Source organism: Pseudomonas cuatrocienegasensis (assembly GCF_900110925.1).
GTDB lineage: Bacteria > Pseudomonadota > Gammaproteobacteria > Pseudomonadales > Pseudomonadaceae > Aquipseudomonas > Aquipseudomonas cuatrocienegasensis.
In genome coordinates this window covers 584,800-604,798 of record NZ_FOFP01000001.1, presented here as the reverse complement: position 1 = coordinate 604,798, position 19,999 = coordinate 584,800, and the positions used below count along the sequence as shown (strand labels likewise).

General features: G+C 61.5%; 20 protein-coding genes and 1 pseudogene. 11 read left to right on the top strand and 10 right to left on the bottom strand.

Annotation, left to right across the window (positions count from 1 at the left end; translation table 11 throughout):
• Positions 1 to 296 (top strand): integrase core domain-containing protein (locus BMW49_RS02865; protein ID WP_139205690.1); only part of this gene is annotated, 296 nt, incomplete at its 5' end.
• Between the two features lie 9 nt (positions 297 to 305).
• On the opposite strand, the pseudogene BMW49_RS24420 reads toward BMW49_RS02865, so the two are convergent.
• Positions 306 to 425 (bottom strand): annotated as a pseudogene (locus BMW49_RS24420) (transposase); the annotation flags it as partial.
• Positions 426 to 1,112: 687 nt separating this feature from the next.
• On the opposite strand from BMW49_RS24420, the gene BMW49_RS02855 reads away from it, so the two are divergent.
• Together BMW49_RS02855 and BMW49_RS02850 are read left to right on the top strand one after the other, a co-directional pair.
• Positions 1,113 to 1,652, top strand: coding sequence for a hypothetical protein (locus tag BMW49_RS02855; RefSeq protein ID WP_069522325.1), 540 nt, complete (start codon positions 1,113 to 1,115; stop codon positions 1,650 to 1,652).
• A gap of 265 nt (positions 1,653 to 1,917) precedes the next feature.
• Entirely contained in the window at positions 1,918 to 2,322 is a 405-nt protein-coding gene (locus BMW49_RS02850; protein ID WP_208600952.1) for a hypothetical protein, read from the top strand.
• A gap of 36 nt (positions 2,323 to 2,358) precedes the next feature.
• Here the strand turns inward: BMW49_RS02850 and BMW49_RS02845 are convergent, their stop codons facing one another.
• Positions 2,359 to 3,366, bottom strand: coding sequence for a PIN domain-containing protein (locus tag BMW49_RS02845; protein WP_069522323.1), 1,008 nt, complete (start codon positions 3,364 to 3,366; stop codon positions 2,359 to 2,361).
• An 81-nt stretch (positions 3,367 to 3,447) separates the two neighbouring features.
• Here BMW49_RS02845 and BMW49_RS02840 point away from each other — a divergent pair, with 81 nt between their 5' ends.
• Positions 3,448 to 4,338 carry a hypothetical protein gene (locus tag BMW49_RS02840; protein ID WP_069522321.1) on the top strand — a complete coding sequence of 297 codons (891 nt, stop codon included), beginning with the start codon at positions 3,448 to 3,450 and terminating at the stop codon, positions 4,336 to 4,338.
• A gap of 184 nt (positions 4,339 to 4,522) precedes the next feature.
• On the opposite strand, the gene BMW49_RS02835 is transcribed toward BMW49_RS02840, so the two are convergent.
• Positions 4,523 to 5,128, bottom strand: a complete 606-nt coding sequence (locus BMW49_RS02835) for an arylesterase (protein WP_069522319.1) — start codon at positions 5,126 to 5,128, stop codon at positions 4,523 to 4,525.
• Between the two features lie 10 nt (positions 5,129 to 5,138).
• Between BMW49_RS02835 and BMW49_RS02830 the strand changes: the two genes are divergently transcribed.
• The 3 genes from BMW49_RS02830 to greB are packed head-to-tail and all read left to right on the top strand — an operon-like array spanning position 5,139 to position 8,858.
• Positions 5,139 to 5,822: an ABC transporter ATP-binding protein gene (locus BMW49_RS02830; protein WP_069522317.1), complete on the top strand. Its 684-nt coding sequence runs from the start codon at positions 5,139 to 5,141 to the stop codon at positions 5,820 to 5,822.
• Complete coding sequence (locus BMW49_RS02825) at positions 5,822 to 8,326, top strand: ABC transporter permease (protein ID WP_069522315.1); 2,505 nt, start codon at positions 5,822 to 5,824, stop codon at positions 8,324 to 8,326. Before BMW49_RS02830 ends, BMW49_RS02825 begins: the two co-directional genes overlap by 1 nt.
• 34 nt (positions 8,327 to 8,360) lie before the next feature.
• Complete coding sequence (greB, locus tag BMW49_RS02820; RefSeq protein WP_069522313.1) at positions 8,361 to 8,858, top strand: transcription elongation factor GreB; 498 nt, start codon at positions 8,361 to 8,363, stop codon at positions 8,856 to 8,858.
• Between the two features lie 10 nt (positions 8,859 to 8,868).
• Here the strand turns inward: greB and BMW49_RS02815 are convergent, their stop codons facing one another.
• On the bottom strand, positions 8,869 to 9,171 hold the full coding sequence (locus BMW49_RS02815) for a hypothetical protein (RefSeq protein WP_069522311.1): 303 nt from the start codon (positions 9,169 to 9,171) through the stop codon (positions 8,869 to 8,871).
• A 464-nt stretch (positions 9,172 to 9,635) separates the two neighbouring features.
• Between BMW49_RS02815 and BMW49_RS02810 the strand changes: the two genes are divergently transcribed.
• Both BMW49_RS02810 and BMW49_RS02805 read left to right on the top strand, forming a co-directional pair.
• Positions 9,636 to 10,583: a triacylglycerol lipase gene (locus tag BMW49_RS02810; protein ID WP_069522309.1), complete on the top strand. Its 948-nt coding sequence runs from the start codon at positions 9,636 to 9,638 to the stop codon at positions 10,581 to 10,583.
• A gap of 49 nt (positions 10,584 to 10,632) precedes the next feature.
• Positions 10,633 to 11,652 (top strand): lipase secretion chaperone, encoded by a 1,020-nt coding sequence (locus BMW49_RS02805; RefSeq protein ID WP_069522329.1) that lies wholly within the window; start codon positions 10,633 to 10,635, stop codon positions 11,650 to 11,652.
• 44 nt (positions 11,653 to 11,696) lie between these two features.
• Here BMW49_RS02805 and BMW49_RS02800 read toward each other — a convergent pair whose 3' ends face one another.
• Positions 11,697 to 12,128 (bottom strand): DoxX family protein, encoded by a 432-nt coding sequence (locus BMW49_RS02800; RefSeq protein ID WP_069522307.1) that lies wholly within the window; start codon positions 12,126 to 12,128, stop codon positions 11,697 to 11,699.
• A 98-nt stretch (positions 12,129 to 12,226) separates the two neighbouring features.
• On the bottom strand, positions 12,227 to 13,639 hold the full coding sequence (locus BMW49_RS02795; RefSeq protein WP_069522305.1) for an MltF family protein: 1,413 nt from the start codon (positions 13,637 to 13,639) through the stop codon (positions 12,227 to 12,229).
• A 229-nt stretch (positions 13,640 to 13,868) separates the two neighbouring features.
• Here BMW49_RS02795 and BMW49_RS02790 point away from each other — a divergent pair, with 229 nt between their 5' ends.
• Together BMW49_RS02790 and BMW49_RS02785 are read left to right on the top strand one after the other, a co-directional pair.
• Entirely contained in the window at positions 13,869 to 14,687 is an 819-nt protein-coding gene (locus tag BMW49_RS02790) for a TatD family hydrolase (protein WP_069522303.1), read from the top strand.
• Between the two features lie 100 nt (positions 14,688 to 14,787).
• Complete coding sequence (locus BMW49_RS02785; RefSeq protein ID WP_069522301.1) at positions 14,788 to 15,141, top strand: Mpo1-like protein; 354 nt, start codon at positions 14,788 to 14,790, stop codon at positions 15,139 to 15,141.
• Positions 15,142 to 15,149: 8 nt separating this feature from the next.
• Here BMW49_RS02785 and BMW49_RS02780 read toward each other — a convergent pair whose 3' ends face one another.
• From BMW49_RS02780 to BMW49_RS02765, 4 genes are all read right to left on the bottom strand, one after another.
• On the bottom strand, positions 15,150 to 15,947 hold the full coding sequence (locus tag BMW49_RS02780; RefSeq protein WP_069522299.1) for an acyl-CoA thioesterase: 798 nt from the start codon (positions 15,945 to 15,947) through the stop codon (positions 15,150 to 15,152).
• Positions 15,948 to 16,059: 112 nt separating this feature from the next.
• Positions 16,060 to 18,063, bottom strand: a complete 2,004-nt coding sequence (locus BMW49_RS02775) for a transglutaminase TgpA family protein (RefSeq protein ID WP_069522296.1) — start codon at positions 18,061 to 18,063, stop codon at positions 16,060 to 16,062.
• The gene (locus BMW49_RS02770) at positions 18,060 to 19,016 is read right to left on the bottom strand and encodes a DUF58 domain-containing protein (RefSeq protein WP_069522294.1); all 957 of its coding nucleotides are present in this window, start codon (positions 19,014 to 19,016) and stop codon (positions 18,060 to 18,062) included. Before BMW49_RS02770 ends, BMW49_RS02775 begins: the two co-directional genes overlap by 4 nt.
• Positions 19,013 to 19,930, bottom strand: coding sequence for an AAA family ATPase (locus BMW49_RS02765; protein WP_090390825.1), 918 nt, complete (start codon positions 19,928 to 19,930; stop codon positions 19,013 to 19,015). The genes BMW49_RS02770 and BMW49_RS02765 overlap by 4 nt, the downstream gene beginning before the upstream one ends.
• Positions 19,931 to 19,999: the final 69 nt, after the last annotated feature.

Sequence of the window (19,999 nt, the reverse complement as noted above, 5' to 3'; positions counted from 1 at the left end):
AGGGTAGCCAGTACGGCAGCAGAAGCTTCCGCCAGCGACTGTGGCGCTATCGGTTCAAACAGAGCATGAGCCGCCGCGGAAACTGCCACGACAACGCGCCAATGGAACGGTTGTTTCGCAGCTTGAAAACAGAATGGGTGCCGAGTGTGGGTTACATGAGCGCTGCGCTCGCACAGCAAGATATCGGACGGTTTTTAATGCAACGGTACAACTGGCAACGGCCACATCAATTCAATGGCGGACTCCCGCCTGCCGTGGCGGAAGAAAAACTTAACGCAGTGTCCGGGATTAGTTGACCACTACAGATCGGACATGCCCAGAGAACGGGCTGCCGCAGCCAGAGTCAGGCCGGTTTCGACCAGGCGCACGGCCTCCTGCTTGAACTCTAGGGTGTACTTAACGCGGTCTGTTTTAGGCTTAGTCATTACGTATCCTTGCGGCTAATAGGACGCCTGGCAAGGGATACGTTTTTCAGGGGCAAGGTCAAACTTCATCAGCGCACCGTTAGGGCTCGATCAGGCGGCGATGGTGCGTACCTCGATCCTGCCAAGAGAAAAGCGAGACCAGCAGGCAGGCAGGGCGATCAAGTACAACCCGCTCCAGTCCGACCTCGTTAGCGGTTTCGTTGGGGGCGTAGCCGAACAAGTCCCAGCGGCCAACGTGGCAGCACATGGAGTCCAGGCTGCCTACTCCGCGATAAACCTGATGGGAGATCAACCCCGAGCCAACAAGCAGGGCCACATGACGGGGCTGTGGAATGCCCTGCGCCAATTCGTACCAAATGACCCGCTAAGTCAAAACCTGATGCAGCGGCTTGCTGAGGACCAGGGCGTGGACCGGGCTCGTTAAAAACCCTCACTTATAGGGGGGGTCCCTAAGGATACTTCTTAAAGTTCCTCTTCCTGCTTTCTCTTGGTGGCTCAGTGAGATGGTCGGTTCCTTCGTGGGCTGATCATCTTCATTGACCACTCCCCTCACCCATCGCTGGGTACTCCATCAACACAGTCTTTCCGATTGCTCCTCGTGCCGACTGCCCCAGTCCCATTGTCGTGGGTCTGTGTGCTGGCCGTTGGGAGAGAACTCGGGGATCAATCGAAAGGAAAAACGACATTATGAATATTGACATCAAGCACAAGCACGCCGGACACCTGATCACTATCGAAGGGCACCCATTCAAGGCCAACAATGCGGGAATGTGGAGCCTCACAGAAATCTGGCAGACCCTGAAGCTCCCGAAGGCGAAAGCTCCGGGTCGGTGGCGCGGCAAAGAGAAGGATCGACTATCCCAAAGCCAAAATTTGGATGTGCGAAACCTGGGTAATGCTGGTCATAGAGCACTGGCCACAAAGCGCGCCGCTATCGAGTATGCCGCCTGGGTGTCACCAGAATTCAAGGATATGGTCTTCGATGCCTTCGAGGCTATTCTGGAGATGCCAGAGGTCGCCCAGGCAGTCACCGACAAAATGCGCCAGCTTGGTTATGACCACAGCGCGGCACTCCTTGAACGCGAAAAGGATAATCGAGCCCCTGCCCTCAGAGCCATGAACAGAGGGCGCAGCTTGAGCCCAGCACAGAAGGAGCGCCAGCGGATGAACAATAGGGTCTGCGCTGAAGCTAACAGGCTGCGCAAGGCTGGTCATGACTGGCATTAACTGCCCACGAGCCCAGCCTTGTGCCGGAAGCTATGCCGACAAGTGGATGGCGCCTTTCAGAAGATCAAAGAATCTTCTATAAATCCTTGAGCGATTCAACCTTGGGGGTTTTATGTGGCTTTGCGAAGGATCGAAACTTGACTGGACTGCCATCGGAGCACTTGCTACCGCCATCGCAGTGTTCATTACATTGGGTATATGAGCCTACGATAAATTTCAAAGACGGGGAGAACGTGGGGCAAGCGCCAAGCTGTTAGCTCAGATCATGACTACTCCCGTAGGTGCTGCTCAGGTGGAAATTGCCAGGCTAAGGTGTACGGTCGTTCCACCCGAAGGGGATCAATCGTACTTAATTAGCCTGCTGAACTCCGAAGGAACAAGAAAGGACTTTGCCTCAAAGGCTTCTTTGGTCACCTTTGATTTGCCCTCTCAATACCTGGACAGGCCAGACCTATTTTCGGAGCCCACCAACAACCGACTTGCCTATGCCCTATCCCAAGTCAATCGCCTGAAAACCTTGAGCGGCCTGCTGGGAGGTCTTTCAGACTCTACCCCAGAGAAAGACATACACGATCACGCCATGGCTGTGCTCAAGCAAATCCAAGAAGCTGAAAGCGCTATTACAGCAGCATTTCAAGTTCTACTAAGGGTAGGTAAGTCTGCTGTCTGATTGTTAGCTCTACCTACCTTTTGCCAGCGCGAGACCTCACGTGTCGAGCATGTCCCAGTCGTCACCCAGAACCCATCGAAGCGCAGAAAGCTTCCCATTGAGCATGCCCCACTCAAAGTCCGTCCAAGGCCCCGTGTCCTCATACTTGTCCTCAACCGCCTTCGCCGCAGCTAACGCCCCACGCCAGAGCCCTTCGTGTATCTCGTCGTAAGCCGGCCGCCCAGCCACGTCCGGGATTAGCTTTATTTCTCCCATTTCAATGCGGTTGGCCCGGTTGCAGTGTCGGTTGTACCAGACCTTATCCGTCAGTTCGTCCAGGGCGTCGAGAATTTCCAGTAGCCCGCGAGTCTCTTCCTCCCAGCCATACCCTGTCTCAAAATCCACCTCTCCGGGATCAGCGAGGTCGAGCAACGCCGCGTTAGGAGTGATGAAGAACTGAGACCTGTCGTCATCAAATATTCCCGCAAAATCAGTGTGGGGCTTGCGGTGATCGCTGTCGGAAAAGTCATGGTGATTTACCGTCACGAACCGAAAAGACTCATAATCGCCCACAGCTGACTTCCGGAACTCGTCAAATAACTCCAACAAGACCGCGTCAGCCACACTGTTTTTGTCCTTGTGGAACGGAGCAATTTTAGCGATAGCTCGCTGAGCCGCCTTGAGCATTGCTGTGTCTGAGGTTGGGACTACGATGGCTTTGGCAAAGAGAGCCTCTACGCGCGCGCTGGTCATATGGTTGGCTTCGGATAGGATCGGCAGCCTGTGGTTCACATCATCAATCACGGCAATTGCTTGCTGCTTACCCTCTCCCCCGAAGGAGACCAAAATCTCCTTTACGAGCTTACACTCCTGAGATAGGCGCTTCCGGGTCTGGTCCGCCACGCGATCTTTGTTCCGCTCGAACTCTTCTTGAACAAGAGCGGGTAGCAGTACGGCCACAACTCCCTGTTCCACGAGATATTCGATGGCAGCAAGCGTCCGCATCTCACTTTTCTTTGAAGCCAACTCCAGCCACACGCAGGTGTCGAGCATTAAGATGTGCATAGGGCTCCAACTCTGGTTGTATGTGATGCAGCAGTGCCACACGGGAAGTGCATTTTTACATCGTCTGCGGAGTGAAAAGCGATGATCGAGCAAAGCTGCAGCGCCGAGCAATTGGCAGCGCTGAAAGCGATCCTGAAAGACCAATCGAAGCTGTTGACACTGAGCCTCTATGTCACCACCCAGGGGACCTTGATGTACGAGGAGGAGCATTTGAGCTGCGCTATAGGCGCCGCCAAGCTGCGGACATCCCAAAACATTGCCATGTGTGCAGGCCAGTCAATCCAAACGGTTCTGAAATGCTCTGAGTGGCGCGGAATCCCAGTACGAGACCTCTACCCTATCGCCCGAAGCGCTGTTGAATCCTTCATAAATGCAGCCTTTCTGCTCGCCGAGAGCGACCATGTTGCAGAGCGTGCATCGCGCTATGTCAGTTATGCCCGGTGGAAACACACCAACAGAAGCGTTGGTAGCGGGGATTTCTCCCTTCAACTCTCTGCTCAGGACTCAGACAGCAACACGGTAAGTCCTGAACTCCCAGAGTTTGAAGGACGGGGTAATGGTGTTTGGACCAAGCTGGATGTACCAAGCCGCATTCGTGTCGTTGGCCAACTGGCGGGCAGTAAAGCAGGAAGTCGTCTGCTTGCCGCCTATGCACTCATCTATTCAACCTCATCGGAAATCATTCACGGGTCTCCGTACGGGGTGGACTATTTCTACCAAGCCTATCTGCCCGATGAAGCAACTGTTGATGACTTTAGCGATGCAACAGGTAAGCAGCTTGTGGATATCCTTTGCGCCGTTAGCCACGCGATTGCAGGCTACCTTTCTGCCTTCTTTGCTACACAGAAGATGCACAAGCCTTACGCAGCAGAACAAGAGTTGTTTAACAGGCTGCTGGCAACTGATGGTGTCGAACCACAAAGCATCGTGCCCATTCCAAGCACCTCAGTAAAAAATGGGCCAAAAATCTGAGCCCCCTTCTCAATAAGAAACCCTGCCTGTTTACCCCCATGCCCACCCTCAACGACACGCCCAGAACACCCGTCCCAGAGGCCTTGAGTGTTAGAAAGATGTTCAACGTCTGTTAGAAAATCCAGTTGACGAACTCAGGGAGACACCCGCTAAGATGTCTCCTCCTGACCTCATTAGGACTGCATCAGAGCAATGGTTTGAGTGCCGGCCAAACGTTATCAAGTAACACGGGCTGAGCATCAAGGGCAGGATGGATACCATCGTCCTGCATCATGGAAGGCACGCCGCCTATGCCCTCCAGCACAAAAGGCACCAAGGCAGAGTCGGTCTCTTCGGCGACTGTCTTGAAGGTCTGGGCAAAGGCGGTGATATAGCGCTCGCCATAGTTCGGCGGCAGCAACATGCCGAGCAACAGCACCTTAGCCCCTGCCTCTTGTGACTGGCGAACCATGGACGCAAGATTCTGTTGCAATTGCGCCGGGGGTAAACCACGCAGTCCGTCGTTGCCTCCCAGCTCGATAATCACCACCTCCGGGCTATGACTGCGAAGCAGTGCCGGCAGCCTGGCGGCCCCGCCAGCACTGGTGTCGCCGCTAATCGAGGCGTTCACCACCGGGTGCTCGAAACCCTGTTCATCCAGGCGTTTTTCCAGCAAAGCGACCCAGCCTTGGCGGGTATCCAGGCCAAAAGCGGCGCTGATACTATCGCCCACCACCAGTATGCTGCCCGCCAGCGCGGTTTGCCCCCAGATCAACAGGCCGAAGGCCGCACTCATCAACCCTGCACGCATTGGATTCTCCATGAGCTCTAGCATTCTTAAGGCCCAGAACCTTAGCAAAGTGGTTCCGAGCACGGAAGGCGAGTTGGCCATCCTGCACGATCTTTCACTCGATCTGGCCCGCGGCGACAGCCTGGCCATCGTCGGCGCTTCCGGGTCGGGCAAATCTACCTTGCTGGGCCTGCTCGCCGGCCTCGATCTGCCGAGTTCGGGCAGCGTCACCCTTGCCGGGCATGATCTCAGCAGCCTGGATGAAGACCGCCGCGCCAAGGTGCGCGCCGAACACGTAGGGTTCGTGTTCCAGTCGTTCCAGTTGCTCGACAGCCTCAATGCCCTGGAAAACGTCATGCTGCCGCTGGAGCTGGAAGGTCGCAGCGATGCCCGCAGCGTTGCCCGTGGCCTGCTCGAACGCGTCGGCCTGGGTCAGCGCCTCGGCCATTACCCACGGCAGTTGTCGGGCGGTGAGCAACAGCGGGTGGCCATCGCCCGTGCCTTCGCTGCCGAGCCGGACGTGCTGTTCGCCGATGAACCGACTGGCAACCTCGACAGTCACACCGGCGAGCGCATCAGTGATCTGCTGTTCGAGCTGAACAGCGAACGCGGCGCCACCTTGGTATTGGTGACCCACGACGAACGCCTGGCCCATCGCTGCCGCCGGCTGATCCGTCTTGAAGGCGGCCATCTGGTCGATCAGGTGGAACCCTGATGACCCAGTTGCCCTTTACCCGACTGCTGGCCCTGGCCGCGCGCCAACTGCTGCGTGATGCGCGCGCCGGCGAATTGCGGGTGCTGTTCTTCGCCTTGATCGTCGCGGTCGCCTCGAGCACCGCCATCGGCTATTTCGGCGCACGCCTGAACGACGGTATGAGCATGCGCGCGACCGAGTTCCTCGGTGCCGACCTGGTACTGCGTGGCAGCTCCCCGGCCCGTGCCGAGCAGGTGCAAGCCGGTCGGGATCAGGGGCTCGACCACGCTGAGCTGGTTGAATTTTCCAGTGTCATCGCCGGCGAACAAGGCATTCAGTTGGCCAGCATCAAGGCCGCCGATAATGGCTATCCGTTGCGTGGCCAGCTCAAGAGCGCCGGCGAGCTGTATGGCGAGGAAGCCGTCAGCACGGGCCCGGCGCCGGGCGAAGCCTGGGCCGAGGCACGACTGTTCGCCGCCCTGGAGTTGCAGGTGGGCGACTGGATCGAGGTAGGCAGCAAACGCCTGCACCTGACCCGCGTGCTGACCTATCTGCCGGATGAGGCCGGGGACTTCTACAGCCTCACCCCCCATGTACTGATGCACCTGGATGACCTGGAGGCCACCGGGGTCATCCAGCCCGGCAGCCGCGTGCGCTACCGGGAAATGTGGCGCGGCACGCCGGAAGCTCTGGCAGCCTATCGCCAGGCCGTGACGCCTGGCCTCGAGCCACACCAACGAATGGAAGACGCGCGCGACGGTAACCGTCAGGTTGGCGGCGCCCTCGATCGTGCCGAACGCTACCTGAACCTCGCCAGCCTCGCCGCTGTGCTATTGGCGGGCGTTGCCGTGGCGCTGTCGGCTGCACGCTTTGCCGCTCGGCGTTTCGATGCCAGCGCCCTGCTGCGCTGCCTCGGCCTGTCCCGCAACCAGGCGCTGGGACTATTCAGCCTGCAACTGGCGTTGCTAGGCCTGGCGGCCAGCAGCCTGGGTGCCCTGATCGGCTGGCTGGCCCAGCTTGCGCTGTTCCAGGCCTTGCATGGTCTGCTGCCCGCGCAAATTCCTCCTGGCGGTATCGGCCCAGCCCTGGCTGGCATGGCCACCGGCCTGGTAGCCCTGGCGGGTTTCGCCCTGCCACCGCTGGCCGCACTGGGCCGGGTGCCGCCACTGCGTGTACTGCGCCGTGACCTGCTGCCGGTGCCGGCCAGCTCCTGGCTCGTCTATGGCACTGCCTTGCTCGCACTTGGCCTGATCATGTGGCGCCTGAGCCTGGATCTGCCGCTGACCCTGGCGCTGCTCGGCGGCGGCCTGCTGACCGCGATAATCCTTGGCGGCCTGTTACTGCTGGGGCTGCAAAGCCTGCGCCGCCTGCTGGCCCGTGCGCCCCTGCCCTGGCGCCTGGGCCTGGGCCAGTTGCTGCGCCACCCCCTGGCTGCCGCGGGGCAATCCCTGGCATTTGGCCTGATCCTCCTGGCCATGGCGCTGATCGCCTTGTTGCGTGGCGAATTGCTCGACACCTGGCAAGACCAGTTGCCGGAACGCGCACCCAACCACTTCGCCCTGAACATCTTGCCGGACGACAAGGACGCCTTCGCCGCGCGCCTGGCCGAGCTGTCACCGGAACCTGCGCCCCTTTACCCAGTAGTACCAGGACGCTTGACCCAGGTGAATGGAGAGCCCGTCAACCAGCACGTCAGCAAAGACTCGCAAGGTGATCGCGCGATTCGCCGCGACCTGAGCCTGACCTGGGCTGCGGAACTGCCGACCAGCAATAACCTGGTCGCGGGCACCTGGTGGACAGGCGACAACGGCGATCAGACACCCGGCGTGTCGGTTGAGTCCGAGCTGGCCGAGAGCCTGCAACTCAACCTGGGCGACCGCCTTACCTTTATGATCGGCGGCGCCGAACGCGAAGTGGTCGTGCGCAACCTGCGCGAAGTGGACTGGAACAGCTTCCAGCCCAACTTCTACATGATCTTCCAGCCAGGCACCCTGCAGGATCTGCCGGTCACCTACCTCACCAGCTTCTACCTGCCGCCCCAGCAGGAGCGTGAGCTGGTAAGCCTGTCGCGGGCCTTCCCCTCGGCGACCCTGCTGCAGGTCGAAGCGCTGCTGGCGCAACTGCGCAGCATCCTTGCCCAGGTCACCCTGGCCATCGAGTTCGTCCTGCTGTTCGTCCTCGCTGCTGGCTTGACCGTACTGTTCGCCGGGCTGCAAGCGACCCTCGACGAACGTATTCGCCAAGGCGCCCTGCTGCGTGCTCTAGGTGCCGAACGGCGCCTGCTGATCAAGGCCCGGCGTGCCGAGTTCGGTTTGTTGGGCGGTGCCAGCGGTGTCTTGGCGGCACTGGGCTGCGAGCTGATCAGCTATTTGCTGTACCGCTACGCCTTCCAGCTCGACTGGCAACCGCACCCCTGGCTGCTGGTTCTGCCGCTGATCGGTGCGCTGCTGGTGGGGGGCGCCGGCATCATCGGCACCCGCCGAGCACTCAATGCCAGCCCGCTGACGGTACTGCGCGAGGGCTGATAGACTCGCGCCCTTTTCAGCAGGCGGAAGATCGATGAGCCGTTACCGTCCCCCGCGCAGCGCCGGCACGCCCTTGATCACCCCAGAGGGCGAGGCTCGGCTGCGCGCCGAATTACATGAGTTGTGGCATGTGCGCCGGCCCCAGGTCACCCAATCGGTCAGTGAGGCCGCAGCCCAGGGCGATCGCTCGGAAAACGCCGAATACACCTATGGCAAGAAGATGCTGCGCGAGATCGACAGCCGCGTGCGTTTTCTGACCAAGCGCCTGGAAAGCCTCAAGGTCGTCAGCGCCCGCCCCAGCGATGCCAGCAAGGTCTACTTCGGCGCCTGGGTCACCCTGGAAGACGAACAGGGCGAACAAGCCCGTTACCGGATCGTCGGCCCGGACGAGCTCGATCTCAAACAAGGCCTGATCAGTATCGACTCGCCCCTGGCTCGGGCGCTGGTGGGCAAGCAGCTGGATGCCGAGGTACGCGTGCAAACGCCGACTGGTGAGGCCTGCTGGTACGTCGTCGCAATCGACTATCTTTAGGGTCTGTTGCTCAGCGGCGAGTAATCAGGCCTTGGCGCGCCACCCTGACCAGGTCGCGCACACAACTGTCGAGTTGTTCAGCGCTGGGCGCTTGCAGCACAGCCATGTCAAAACTGTCGCTGGCAAAACGGGCCAGCGAGTCATCATCGCGGACGAACTGGATCAGAAAAGCGCGTGGGCAGTGGCGTGGCCAGCCATCGAGGTAGCGCAGCAGTGTCGGCTGGTGGCCGCCGCCGAGCAGCACTTTAGGGTTCGTGCGGCCTAAGCCTGAAGTAAGCGGCGCCAGACGAAACAGGGGTTGGGGGTGGGTCATGCTGATGTCTCCGCCTCAGAAATCCCGCTGGGCTGCGGTGAGAGGCGACACCGAACCAGCGCTTTAGCGGTATTTCGAAGCGCCTTTGGCTGCTTCTCAGGGTGCTGCTTCAGCAGTCACCCGGCGCCCCGCAAGTAGCTGTTTAAATCGGCGCAGAACGGCATCCTAGAGAAGCGCCGGGCGCGCTGTCAACACAGCCTGTAAAGCAGGCAGCACAAGGCCCTGCACGGACGCCAGAGGCGGTCAGAAGTAGCGCACCAAGAGCTCGCATGTTTCCCTCGGTAACGCTGGCAATAACGACTCGATCAGCGACGATCGCTGCAACCAGCCGTAAGAGCTGATAGTAGAGCGGTTCGGCTGAAAAACGTCAAAATGGCACGCTTCCTGCCGATACATGGCCACCACAGGGAAGGTGTGCCGATCGCATGGATCGCAGTGACTCAGCACAACTACCGAGAGCAACTATGCCCAATAATAATAAGACCCTGCTCGCCCTCTGTCTTGCCGGAGGCCTGCTCGCCACCACGCCAGCCAAGGCATTCTGGTTCGGCTCATCCGGTTATACCCAGACGCGTTACCCGATTGTCCTGACCCACGGCATGATGGGCTGGGACAGCATGCTCGGCATCGACTACTGGTATGGCATTCCTTCAGCGCTGCGGCGTGACGGCGCCAGCGTTTACATAACCGAAGTCAGTCAGCTCAATACCTCCGAAACGCGCGGAGAAGAGTTATTGGAGCAGGTCGAAGAAATCGTCGCGATCAGCGGCAAAGGCAAGGTCAACCTGATCGGCCATAGCCATGGGGGGCCGACCATTCGTTATGTAGCTGCAGTCAGCCCGCAGTTGGTTGCCTCGGCGACCAGCGTTGCAGGGCCGCACAAGGGCTCGGACCTCGCAGACTTTATCCGCCAGGTCCCCCCAGGCTCTGCCGGAGAAACCCTGCTGGCCAGTATCGTCAACAGCCTGGGCGGCGTGATCAACTTCCTTTCCGGCAGTGCCAGCACCTCACCCCAAAACTCTCTTGGTGCGCTGGAGTCACTCAACAGCGAGGGAGCGGCGGTCTTCAACGCCAAGTATCCGCAAGGCCTACCCACCAGTGCCTGCGGCGAAGGTGCCTACAGTGTCGCTGGGGTGCGTTACTACTCCTGGAGTGGCACCAGTCCGGTGACCAACCTGCTCGACCCCAGCGACGCAATGTTTGCTCTGACTGCGCTGACGTTTAACGGTGAAGACAGTGACGGCATGGTTGGGCGCTGCAGCTCTCACCTGGGCAAGGTCATCCGCGATAACTATCGGATGAATCACCTCGATGTGGTCAACCAGGCGTTCGGCCTGACCAGCCTGTTCGAGACCGATCCGTTGACGGTGTTTCGCCAGCACGCCAATCGCCTGAAAAACGACGGTCTTTAATAAACTCAGGGGCTACGGCCCCTGCACCTCTGGTACCTCTGCGATGCCGTTGAAGACGTTGCTGATCGCCCTGCCGCTGCTGTTTGTTGCCTGCCTGCTGCTGTTGCTCAGCCAGTCTCCTGGCCCGCCCGAACTGCCTGCGCTGGCCTCTCCAGCAGCGGTCCAGCCTGCCCCCACAAGCACAGCAAATGGTGTGCCCGCGCCAGCACCGTTACCGGTTGCAGTGCCCGCTTTACCCCCATCATTCAATGGCACGGCAGTCGATGGCCAGTTGCGCGTCGATGAGCAGGGCCATCTGCTGATAACCGAGGAGACACGGCGGCTGTTCGACTACTTCCTGGCCGCTCTGGGCGAAAATTCGCTGCGCCAGAGTGTGGCGCGCCTACAGGCCTATATCACGGCACAACTCGGCGAGCCGGCGCGCGCAGAGGCCTTGGCCTTGCTCGACACTTACCTGGCTTACAAGCGTGAACTGGTGCTGCTCGAACAGTCTCTCCCCGCCATGGCGAATATGGATGCCCTGCGCGCCCGTGAAGAGGCTGTACAAGCACTGCGCGTGCAACTGTTCAGCCCCGAAGCCCATGAAGCGTTCTTTGCTCGTGAGGAAGCTTACAACCGCTTTACCCTGCAGCGCCTGGCGATTATTCGCGACCCCACGCTGGATCCCGCCGCCAAGGCCGCCGCGGTCGACGCCCTACGAGCCGGCCTGGGCGAGCAGGCCGAGGACACCATCCTGCCGCAATTGCAGCAGGATCTGCGTCAGCAAACGGCCACACTCAAGGCCGCGGGCGCTCCGGCCAGTGCCGTCCGCCAGTTGCGCCAACAGATGGTCGGCAGTGAAGCCACAACACGTCTCGAAGCGCTCGACAGCCAGCGCCAGGACTGGCAGCGCCGCGTCGGCGATTACCTAGCGGCAAAGCAGGCCATCGAGGCCAATACCGACATGCCCGCTGCACAGCAACGCCAGGCAATCCGCGAGCTGGCGGACAGCCGCTTCGATGAGCGCGAGCGACTGCGTTTGGAAGCCGCCGCCGAACTCGCGGCCGCCCGTGCGCAACGCAGCCCCTGAACACAAAAGGCCCGCACGCGGCGGGCCTTGGACTGCACCTTGACTTATGCCAGACGCTTGTCCACGGACAGTTTGCCAGCCCCTTCAAAGGCAATCGCGACACTGGCGGCGAGCAGGGCCAGAGCAAACTCGTAACCGTTGTTGCTCATGAAGAAGCCGTTAGCCAAGTGCACGGTAACAATGGCCACAAGCATGGTCACCGCCAGGACTGCAGCGGCAGGCCGCGCCAGCAGGCCGATGATCAGCGCCAGGCCGCCAAAGAACTCGGCGCTACCAGCGGCCAGAGCCATCAGGTAGCCCGGCGCCAGGCCGATACTTTCCATCCACTGGGCCACGCCTTCTAGGCCGTAACCACCGAACCAGCCAAACAACTTCTGCGAGCCATGGGCTACGAAGGTCAGGCCAACGATGATGCGCAGTACGGTAATGCCGTAGCCGGCGTGGGTGGCGGTAAGGGATTTGATCAGTGCATTCATGGGTGCAGTCCTAGGTGTGTGAGGAGATGGCCGTAGAGTAAATTAATTTACTGATATTTATAGCGGCATTTTCCGCTAAATTTGATCGAATAATTAAATTACTTGCGCGTGTTAAAGCTAAGGGACTGCGCCTCCAACCCATAGCGCTCGCGGTCATATGCCAGGTAATACTTATTGACCGCATTAACATAGCTCACCACGCCCATGCCCACCTGCTCCATGGCGATGCGCTCGACCTGAAAGAACCACTGATTGGGGTTGAGTCCCCGTCGCCGCGCTTCGGCGCGCATGCTCTGCACACGCTGCGGGCCCATGTTGTAACCGGCCAGGACGAAAGCCATCCGCTCACGCTCATTGAGTTGCGGGCTGTTGAAGAAGTTGCGGCGGATCATGGCCAGGTACTTGGCGCTGGCCTGAACATTGTTTTCCAGCACGCCAATGTTACTCACCCCTACGCTGCGTGCAGCCGCCGGGGTGATCTGCATCAGACCGGTCGCGCCGCCAGCACCCCGGGCAGCCGGGTTGAGCGTGGACTCCTTGAATGCCACCGCTGCCAGAGCCAGCCAGTCGAAATCGTGCAGCTGCGCATAACGCTGTAGCACCGGACGGACCTTTTCCAGGCGCTGGCGCTCTGCCCGTCCGAGCGGCGAGTGGACTTTGTACAGACGTCGGTAAACTCGCTGGAACGCCGCATCCTGATCACTCGGCGCGCGATAACCAGCCAGGAATCGGTCAATCGCCGAGCCCAGCATGGGGGTATCGCGGCGCAGGTACCAGCGCATGTCGCCCTTGCGGGTCAGCACCAGCGCAGGCTCCAGGCGCAAGCGCGGCATGACCTTGGCCCAGCGCTCGGCAATCGGCTGCTCGACTGCAGTCATGCTGAAAATCCCGGCCTGAACCATTTCCAGCACATCCTCGATGGCCAGTGTCGGGTCGACCCACTCGATGATGATTGGCGCCAGTTTGCGCAGCTGCAGCTCCTGGTTGATCAGCCGAATGGCCTCCCCAGCCACGCTACCGGTAGGCAGTGCCAGGCTGCGCCCGGCCATCTGTTCGAAGCGCTGGTAGCGCCGATCCCCCTTACGCCCCACGATAATCACCGGCACATTACGGCGGATCGCCGCGCTGGCACTGATATGACTGCCACGGGTATCGAGCAATTCGCCCGGCGCAACCAGGTCACCCTCGCCGCGCTGCAAGGCGCCGACCAGTTGATCCTTGGCCTTGGGGATCAGCTTCAGGCGCACACGACGTCCTTCGCCTGCATCACGGTTGAGGTACTGCTCGAATGCCCGCAGACGGTGGTATTCGACGCCAATGCTCTGACCCTTGATCTCCCCCGAACTGTTGCGACTCTGGTTGACCAGTACGCGTAACTCGCCGCTGCCACGGATACTCGCCAGGTCACGCGCGGCTGCTGGACGAGCAACTTCCGGCGGCCCAGCCAGCCGCGCAACCGCCGACATCGGCAGCAGCAAGGCGAGGCACAGGACGAGAAGCGGACGCAGCATCAGGGCTCCGGAGCTCGGTCAGCGCAGCGAGCGCATGACCAATCGACTAAACGTAGGGGCGAGCCGCAGGCTGCCCGAGGGCGGCGAAGGGTGTCACAGCACGCACCGGGATGCCAGCCAAAGCTTTCATAGCACATTACAAAGTACCCACAACCCCTTGTAATACAAGCGTTTATAGTTTGAATAGAAAGCTTTGTTATGCTGCACCCCCTGATAGGTAGGTAGCACCATGCAACTCATCGACATCGGCGTCAATCTGACCCACCCCAGCTTCGCCGAACAACGTGAAGCACTGCTCGAACGCGCTTATGCCGCCGGCGTCGGCCAATTGGTGCTGACCGGTACCAGCCTGAGCGAGAGCGAACAGGCCATACAGCTGTGCGAAACGCTCGATACCAGCCGTGAACGGCTGTTCTGCACCGCCGGGGTGCACCCCCATGACGCCGACCAGTGGCGACCCGAGAGCGCTGTACAACTGGCTGAGCTACTGCGCCAGGCACCCGTGCGCGCGGTGGGCGAATGCGGTCTGGATTTCAATCGCGACTTTTCCCTGCGCAGTAACCAGGAGCGTGCCCTGGCCGATCAGCTGGCGTTGGCCTGTGAACAGCGCTTGCCGGTGTTTCTCCATGAACGTGATGCCAACCAGCGCCTGCTGGAGATTCTGCGCGACTACCGTGACCATTTACCTGCTGCGGTGGTGCACTGTTTCACCGGGGAGAAACAGGCGCTGTTCAGTTACCTGGACCTGGACCTGCACATCGGCATTACCGGCTGGATCTGCGATGAACGCCGCGGTACGCACCTGCACCCACTGGTGCGCGAAATCCCCCGTGGCCGCTTGATGCTCGAGAGCGATGCGCCCTTCCTGTTACCACGCAGCCTTCGCCCTAAGCCGAAGAACGGGCGCAACGAGCCGGCGTTCCTGCCGCAAGTGCTGCGCGAGGTGGCATTGCACCGCGGGGAAAGCGAAGCCTGTCTGGCTGAGCACACCAGCGCCTGCGCACGGGCGTTTTTCTCACTGCCAGTGCTGACGTCAGAACAACCCTGAGCGGGCAGACAGCTTTAAGCTATACCGGCCATAGCCAGGACCAATTCGCCGGTTGCCCAGGATGCGGCCTAGACTGAGTTATGCCTTGGAGGAACCCAGCATGACCAGCAAACACCTTAGTGATCTTGCCAACCAGCTGCGCGACTATGCGCGCAGTCATAGCCACCCAACCAATCTGTTGATTCACCTGCTGACGGTGCCGCTGTTTATCGTCGCCAGTGCGGTGCTACTCAATGGCCTGCTGCAATTGAGTTTTGTCGCGCTCGTGACCGGGATTATCGGTCTGGTCGCAGCAGTGATTCTGCAGCGTGCCGGGCACCGCTTTGAAACCGACACGCCTGAGACGATGCCCGACATCAAGCAATTGCTGCGCGAACAGTTCGTCACCTTTCCGCAGTTCGTCCTCAACGGTGGCTGGTTGCGGGCCTGGCGCGCCAGTCGGCATAGGCAATGAGCGGGGGATCAGCCGAAGACCGTGACGGTTTGCCGGCTGATTGCAACCAGCTCGCCGCCCGGCGTCCACAGCGCCGCCGCTACATGGCCATAGCCATCGCGGGCATGCTCGATGGTCGCGCGGTACATGCACCAGTCATCGGTATTAAGGCTGGCCAGGGGTTGTACGAACTCGATGGTCCAGGTCAGTGAACTGCCCGGTGCCGGCGCCCGCAAATACGGCAGTACCGCTGGCGGCCAGGCGTCAACCAAGGCCAACAGATGGGCTTCGTCCAGCGGCTGTAATTGTGGCTCATCACGCAAACGTACCCAGCCCCCCATCTCGCGGGACTCAGTGGCACTGAATGGCAGACCGCCAATCGCCCAGCGCATGGCCAGGTAACGAGTGAACTCTGGAGTGACCTTGGCGATGTACGGCATTTCCTGACAGCTCTGCACATCCTTCAGTACAGGGGCAGGCTCTGCCGCCACTTGAACGGCCGAGGTGCGCGATGCGCCGAAGCTGCCCTGCACCAGGGTCACGGTCTGGCCATTCTGAACAGCACGACCAAGCACCTGGCTGACCGCCTTGCCTTCACGCAGCAGTTCGGCGCTAAAAGCAACCGGTACGTCCGGCTCGACCGGGCCGACAAAGGTGATAGCCAGCGAACGCACCGGGCGCCCCTCGGCCACAGCAGCGCGCATCACATCGAATACCAGGGCAGCCACCAAGCCACCAAAACTGGCGCGCCCCTGGCCCCATACCGGCGGTATCACCACCTGGTCAGGGTTAGCACGTACCGCGGCCAGCAATTCAGAAAACGTCATACTCACCTCAATTAGACAATCTGCTGCCGATGGTAGGGGATTGCCTGGTCATCGGGTAAGTCGCCATGGCGGCATATTGGCCAATCAGGGTGATTGAGCGGTGCATGCCCGTTTATTGCGTGCGCTTATCGGCCACTCGCAGGCGCCAGGGCAAGGCGCGGCGCAACAGGCGTAGCTGGCGCCATAGCTGGGCATCCGCAATGGCCTCGCCGGCGTAACGCCGTGCTTCGTAGAGGTCGGCAAACGCTTCAATGGCTGCTGCCTGAGCCGGCAGCAGGCCGGCTGCCCGCGCGGCATAGGCTCGCGCACCCTCCCCGGCCTGCCAATGCACACCCTGCCGAGCCAGCAGCCGGGCGAACTGGCGAAACAGTCGCTGCTGGGGATCACGCTCGCGCTGCCAGGGCTTGAACAGCCAGAGCGCCAGCGCACCGAGCAGCAGCCCACCGCCGCCGACCAGCACCAGTGCCAGCAAACGACCGTCCAGCTGACCAAACCAACGCTGCAGCAACTCCAGTTGCTGGGTGCCCTGATACCCCAGAACCCAACGCTGCCAGCCATAGTTGAGGTTGTCCCAGCCCAAGCGCAGCTGGTTGAGCCAAGCGAACTGACGGTAGCGCAGTGGCGAGAAAGGCGAATCCTCAAGAAAACTCTGCTCATCCGAGAGGGCCTGTTCGAGGCCTTGCTCGATGCGCTCCGGGGCCACCTGGAACGTCGGGTCGACCCGGGTCCAGCCGATCTGCGGACGCCAATACTCGACCCAGGCATGGGCGTCGAACTGGCGCACCTGCAGGTAATTGCCCGCCGGGTTGAATTCACCACCCTGGTAACCGGCCACCACCCGCGCCGGAATGCCGGCAGCGCGCAACACGAAGGTCATGGCGCCGGCGTAATGGGCACAGAAACCGCTGCGGGTATCGAAGAGAAAGCCGTCGATGCTGTCACGCCCAAGCCTGGGTGGGCGCAGGGTGTAGCTGAAGGGTTGCTGGTTGAAATGACGCAACAGCGCCTGCACCAGTTGCTCGCTGTGCGGATGTTCGCGCTTGAGCTGTGCGGCCCATTCACGCGTGCGCGGGTCGCCGTCTGCCGGCAACTGCAGGGTCACGGCACGCCGCGCGGCATCCAGCTGCGGCTCGCGCACGGCCTGGGGCCAGGACTCCACCCCATACAGCAGCGAGCGGTCCACCGGGCGATTGCGCTGCAAGCGAAAATCCGCCATCAGCCGCGTGCTGTCCAGGCTGGTCCGCGCCACATCCAGACTGAATAACCACGGCTGACCACTGGGCTGCATCACCACGCTGTAGCGCAGCGACTCACCCGCGGCTTGCCATTGCGCGGTCTGAGGCGACTGCGCCAGACTGGATTGCGACCAGCGCCGGCCATCGAAACGCTCAAGCGTCAGGGCGCGCCAGTACAGCTCGGACCGCGCAGGCACCTCACCCTCGAACTGCGCACGAAACGCCAGCGCCCCGGAACGGCTGAGGTCGGCGATATCCGCCGGTGCCATGCTGTCGGCCAGACCGGTAACGCCTTTGTCGTTCGGCCCCGGCAGCGACCATAACGGGCCAAAGCGCGGAAAGAAGATAAACAGCAGCACCATCAACGGCACCGCCTGCAATACCAGGCTGCCGGCCAGACGCGCCGTAGGCCAGGGGCGCTGAGCAATGGCGCTTTGCTGCAGGCCGATCAGCGCCGCCAGCAGCGCGGTCACCGGCAGCAGGCTGAACAGCGCCACCAGGATGCTGTCATCGAACAGGTAGCCGGTGACCACCACGAAGAACCCGAGAAAGATCAGCACCAGAGCATCGCGACGGCTGCGCATCTCCAGCAATTTGAGCAAAAACGCCGCCACCAGCAGCACTACCCCGGCATCCAGGCCGACCAGGCTGCCGCGAGAGAAGTACACCCCAAGGCCGGCGGCAATCATCAGGCCGCCCTTGGCCCAGGCGGTCGGGAAGGCTGCGCGCATGCGGAATATCTGCACCCGCCAGCCTGCGCAGCCCAGCCAGAGCGCCAGGATCCATAGGGGCAAATGAGCCAGCAGCGGCAGGATCACCAGCGCCTGGGCCACCAGCAGCCAGGTCAGGCTGATGCGTGGAATCGTCGGCAGCGCACTCATGGCGGGCTACCGTACAGTGCCAGGGCCTGCAGGCAGGCGTCACGGTGAGCGTCGCCGCTCGCCGCTGCGCGGTACAGGCCGGGCAGCCTGAGCGCGAACGACTGCTGACGTTCCGAGAGCATCAACACCCAATGGCACAGGCGCGACAGGCGAGTTTCTATATCCCCGTCCAGGGCCTCGAAGTCCAGGTCCAGCTCAAGCCCGCTGTAGCTGGCGAAGTCCTTGACCTGCAGGCCTTGCCCACGGGAATAGGCCTTCCAGTCCAGACGTCGGCGCGAATCACCCGGCTGGTAGGCCTTGAGCCCCTGAAAATCATCGGCGCCCTGACCATGCGCCAGGCGCCCCTGCTCAGGCGACTGCTGGTCGGCACCCGCGTGCAGCGGCAGCTCACCGGGCAGCGGTCGCGGATAGACCAGCAACGGCTGGTCTAGGTCCACCCAGCTCCAGGCCACCAGCACACCAAGGGGGAAGCGGCTTTCGACCCGCAGACGCCCAGGGCGCAACCAACCACGGCGGGTTGTCGGCGCGTTCAGCTCGCAGGTGACACTGCCCTGCTCGGCGATATCCACGGACTGCAGGTCAGCCGGCAGCCAGCCCAGGGCGATGGCCTGATGCGCGCGGCCGCTGCTCTCCAGGCGCACCCGCCAGCGGCCGGCCTCGCCCACGAATACCGGTGTCGTGCCTCCAGCCTTGAGAGTCAGCCCCGCCAGGTTGCGGTAGGTGTGCAGGATGGCTACCACGAATACCGAGGCCAACAGAAAGGTCAGGCCATAGGCCAGGCTGTTCTGGTAGTTGATACCCGCCAGCAGCATCAGGCCCAGGGCGATCATGAAGGCACCGCCCACTCGACTGGGCACGATAAAGATCCGCCGCTGGGTCAGACGTACGCTGCCGGAGGCCGGAATCCGTCGTGCCAGCCAGCGGTCCCAGTGCGGGCGCCAGCGACGGTTCAAAGCGCCGGCACCTCACGCAACAGCCACTGCACCAGCGCACTGCCGCCATGACCGGCGGGGTCAGCCTGGTCACGCAGGCGGTGGCCGACCACCGCCGGCAAGACCGCCTGCACATCCTCGGGAATCACATAGTCCCGCTCGGCCAGAAAGGCCCAGGCGCGGGCTGCGGCGAGCAAGGCCAGGCTGCCACGCGGCGACAGGCCCCAGGCGAACTGCGGCTGGGTACGGGTGGCGTCGACCAGGCGCAGCACATAATCGATCAGCGCATCGCTGGCCCGCACTTGGGGAATCTCGGCCTGGATCAGCCCAAGCTCGCGGTGATCGAGAATCGGCTCCAGGCGTGGCAACAGGCTGCGTCGCGAATCGCCGAGCAGCAGTGCACGCTCTGCAGCCTTGCCGGGATAACCGAGCGACAGGCGCATAAGGAAACGGTCGAGCTGCGACTCCGGCAGCGCGAAGGTGCCACCCTGGCTAACCGGGTTCTGCGTGGCGATAACGAAGAACGGCTCCGGCAGCGGCCGGGTTGCGCCCTCGATGGTCACCTGCCCCTCTTCCATGGCCTCGAGCAGCGCACTCTGGCTCTTGGGGGTAGCCCGGTTGATTTCATCTGCAAGCACCAGCTCGGCGAAGATCGGCCCGGGGTGAAAGACAAACTGCCCGCTGTCCTTGTCGAACACCGAGGTGCCGAGGATATCGCCGGGCAACAGGTCAGAGGTGAACTGAATACGCTGAAAGCTCAGGCCCAACACCCTGGCCAGGGCGTGGCTGAGGGTGGTCTTGCCCATCCCGGGCAGGTCCTCGATCAGCAAATGCCCGCGGGCCAATAAACAGGCCATGGCCAGGCGAACCTGCGGCTCTTTGCCTAAAAGGATCTGATTGACCGCGCTAAGGCAGGCGTCCAGTTTTGTGCGCATCGTTTCACTCCCTTGCAGTTGCCGCGATGCTACTGGGCTGGCAGCTGCGGGCAAAGCGCGCTGTAACCT

What these genes read in the sequence shown, in the direction of transcription:
- BMW49_RS02855 (WP_069522325.1), top strand. Translation starts at nt 1,113, where the DNA reads ATGAATATTGACATCAAGCACAAGCACGCCGGACACCTGATCACTATC.
- BMW49_RS02850 (WP_208600952.1), top strand. Translation starts at nt 1,918, where the DNA reads ATGACTACTCCCGTAGGTGCTGCTCAGGTGGAAATTGCCAGGCTAAGG.
- BMW49_RS02845 (WP_069522323.1), bottom strand. Translation starts at nt 3,366, where the DNA reads ATGCACATCTTAATGCTCGACACCTGCGTGTGGCTGGAGTTGGCTTCA.
- BMW49_RS02840 (WP_069522321.1), top strand. Translation starts at nt 3,448, where the DNA reads ATGATCGAGCAAAGCTGCAGCGCCGAGCAATTGGCAGCGCTGAAAGCG.
- BMW49_RS02835 (WP_069522319.1), bottom strand. Translation starts at nt 5,128, where the DNA reads ATGCGTGCAGGGTTGATGAGTGCGGCCTTCGGCCTGTTGATCTGGGGG.
- BMW49_RS02830 (WP_069522317.1), top strand. Translation starts at nt 5,139, where the DNA reads ATGAGCTCTAGCATTCTTAAGGCCCAGAACCTTAGCAAAGTGGTTCCG.
- BMW49_RS02825 (WP_069522315.1), top strand. Translation starts at nt 5,822, where the DNA reads ATGACCCAGTTGCCCTTTACCCGACTGCTGGCCCTGGCCGCGCGCCAA.
- greB (WP_069522313.1), top strand. Translation starts at nt 8,361, where the DNA reads ATGAGCCGTTACCGTCCCCCGCGCAGCGCCGGCACGCCCTTGATCACC.
- BMW49_RS02815 (WP_069522311.1), bottom strand. Translation starts at nt 9,171, where the DNA reads ATGACCCACCCCCAACCCCTGTTTCGTCTGGCGCCGCTTACTTCAGGC.
- BMW49_RS02810 (WP_069522309.1), top strand. Translation starts at nt 9,636, where the DNA reads ATGCCCAATAATAATAAGACCCTGCTCGCCCTCTGTCTTGCCGGAGGC.
- BMW49_RS02800 (WP_069522307.1), bottom strand. Translation starts at nt 12,128, where the DNA reads ATGAATGCACTGATCAAATCCCTTACCGCCACCCACGCCGGCTACGGC.
- BMW49_RS02795 (WP_069522305.1), bottom strand. Translation starts at nt 13,639, where the DNA reads ATGCTGCGTCCGCTTCTCGTCCTGTGCCTCGCCTTGCTGCTGCCGATG.
- BMW49_RS02790 (WP_069522303.1), top strand. Translation starts at nt 13,869, where the DNA reads ATGCAACTCATCGACATCGGCGTCAATCTGACCCACCCCAGCTTCGCC.
- BMW49_RS02785 (WP_069522301.1), top strand. Translation starts at nt 14,788, where the DNA reads ATGACCAGCAAACACCTTAGTGATCTTGCCAACCAGCTGCGCGACTAT.
- BMW49_RS02780 (WP_069522299.1), bottom strand. Translation starts at nt 15,947, where the DNA reads ATGACGTTTTCTGAATTGCTGGCCGCGGTACGTGCTAACCCTGACCAG.
- BMW49_RS02775 (WP_069522296.1), bottom strand. Translation starts at nt 18,063, where the DNA reads ATGAGTGCGCTGCCGACGATTCCACGCATCAGCCTGACCTGGCTGCTG.
- BMW49_RS02765 (WP_090390825.1), bottom strand. Translation starts at nt 19,930, where the DNA reads ATGCGCACAAAACTGGACGCCTGCCTTAGCGCGGTCAATCAGATCCTT.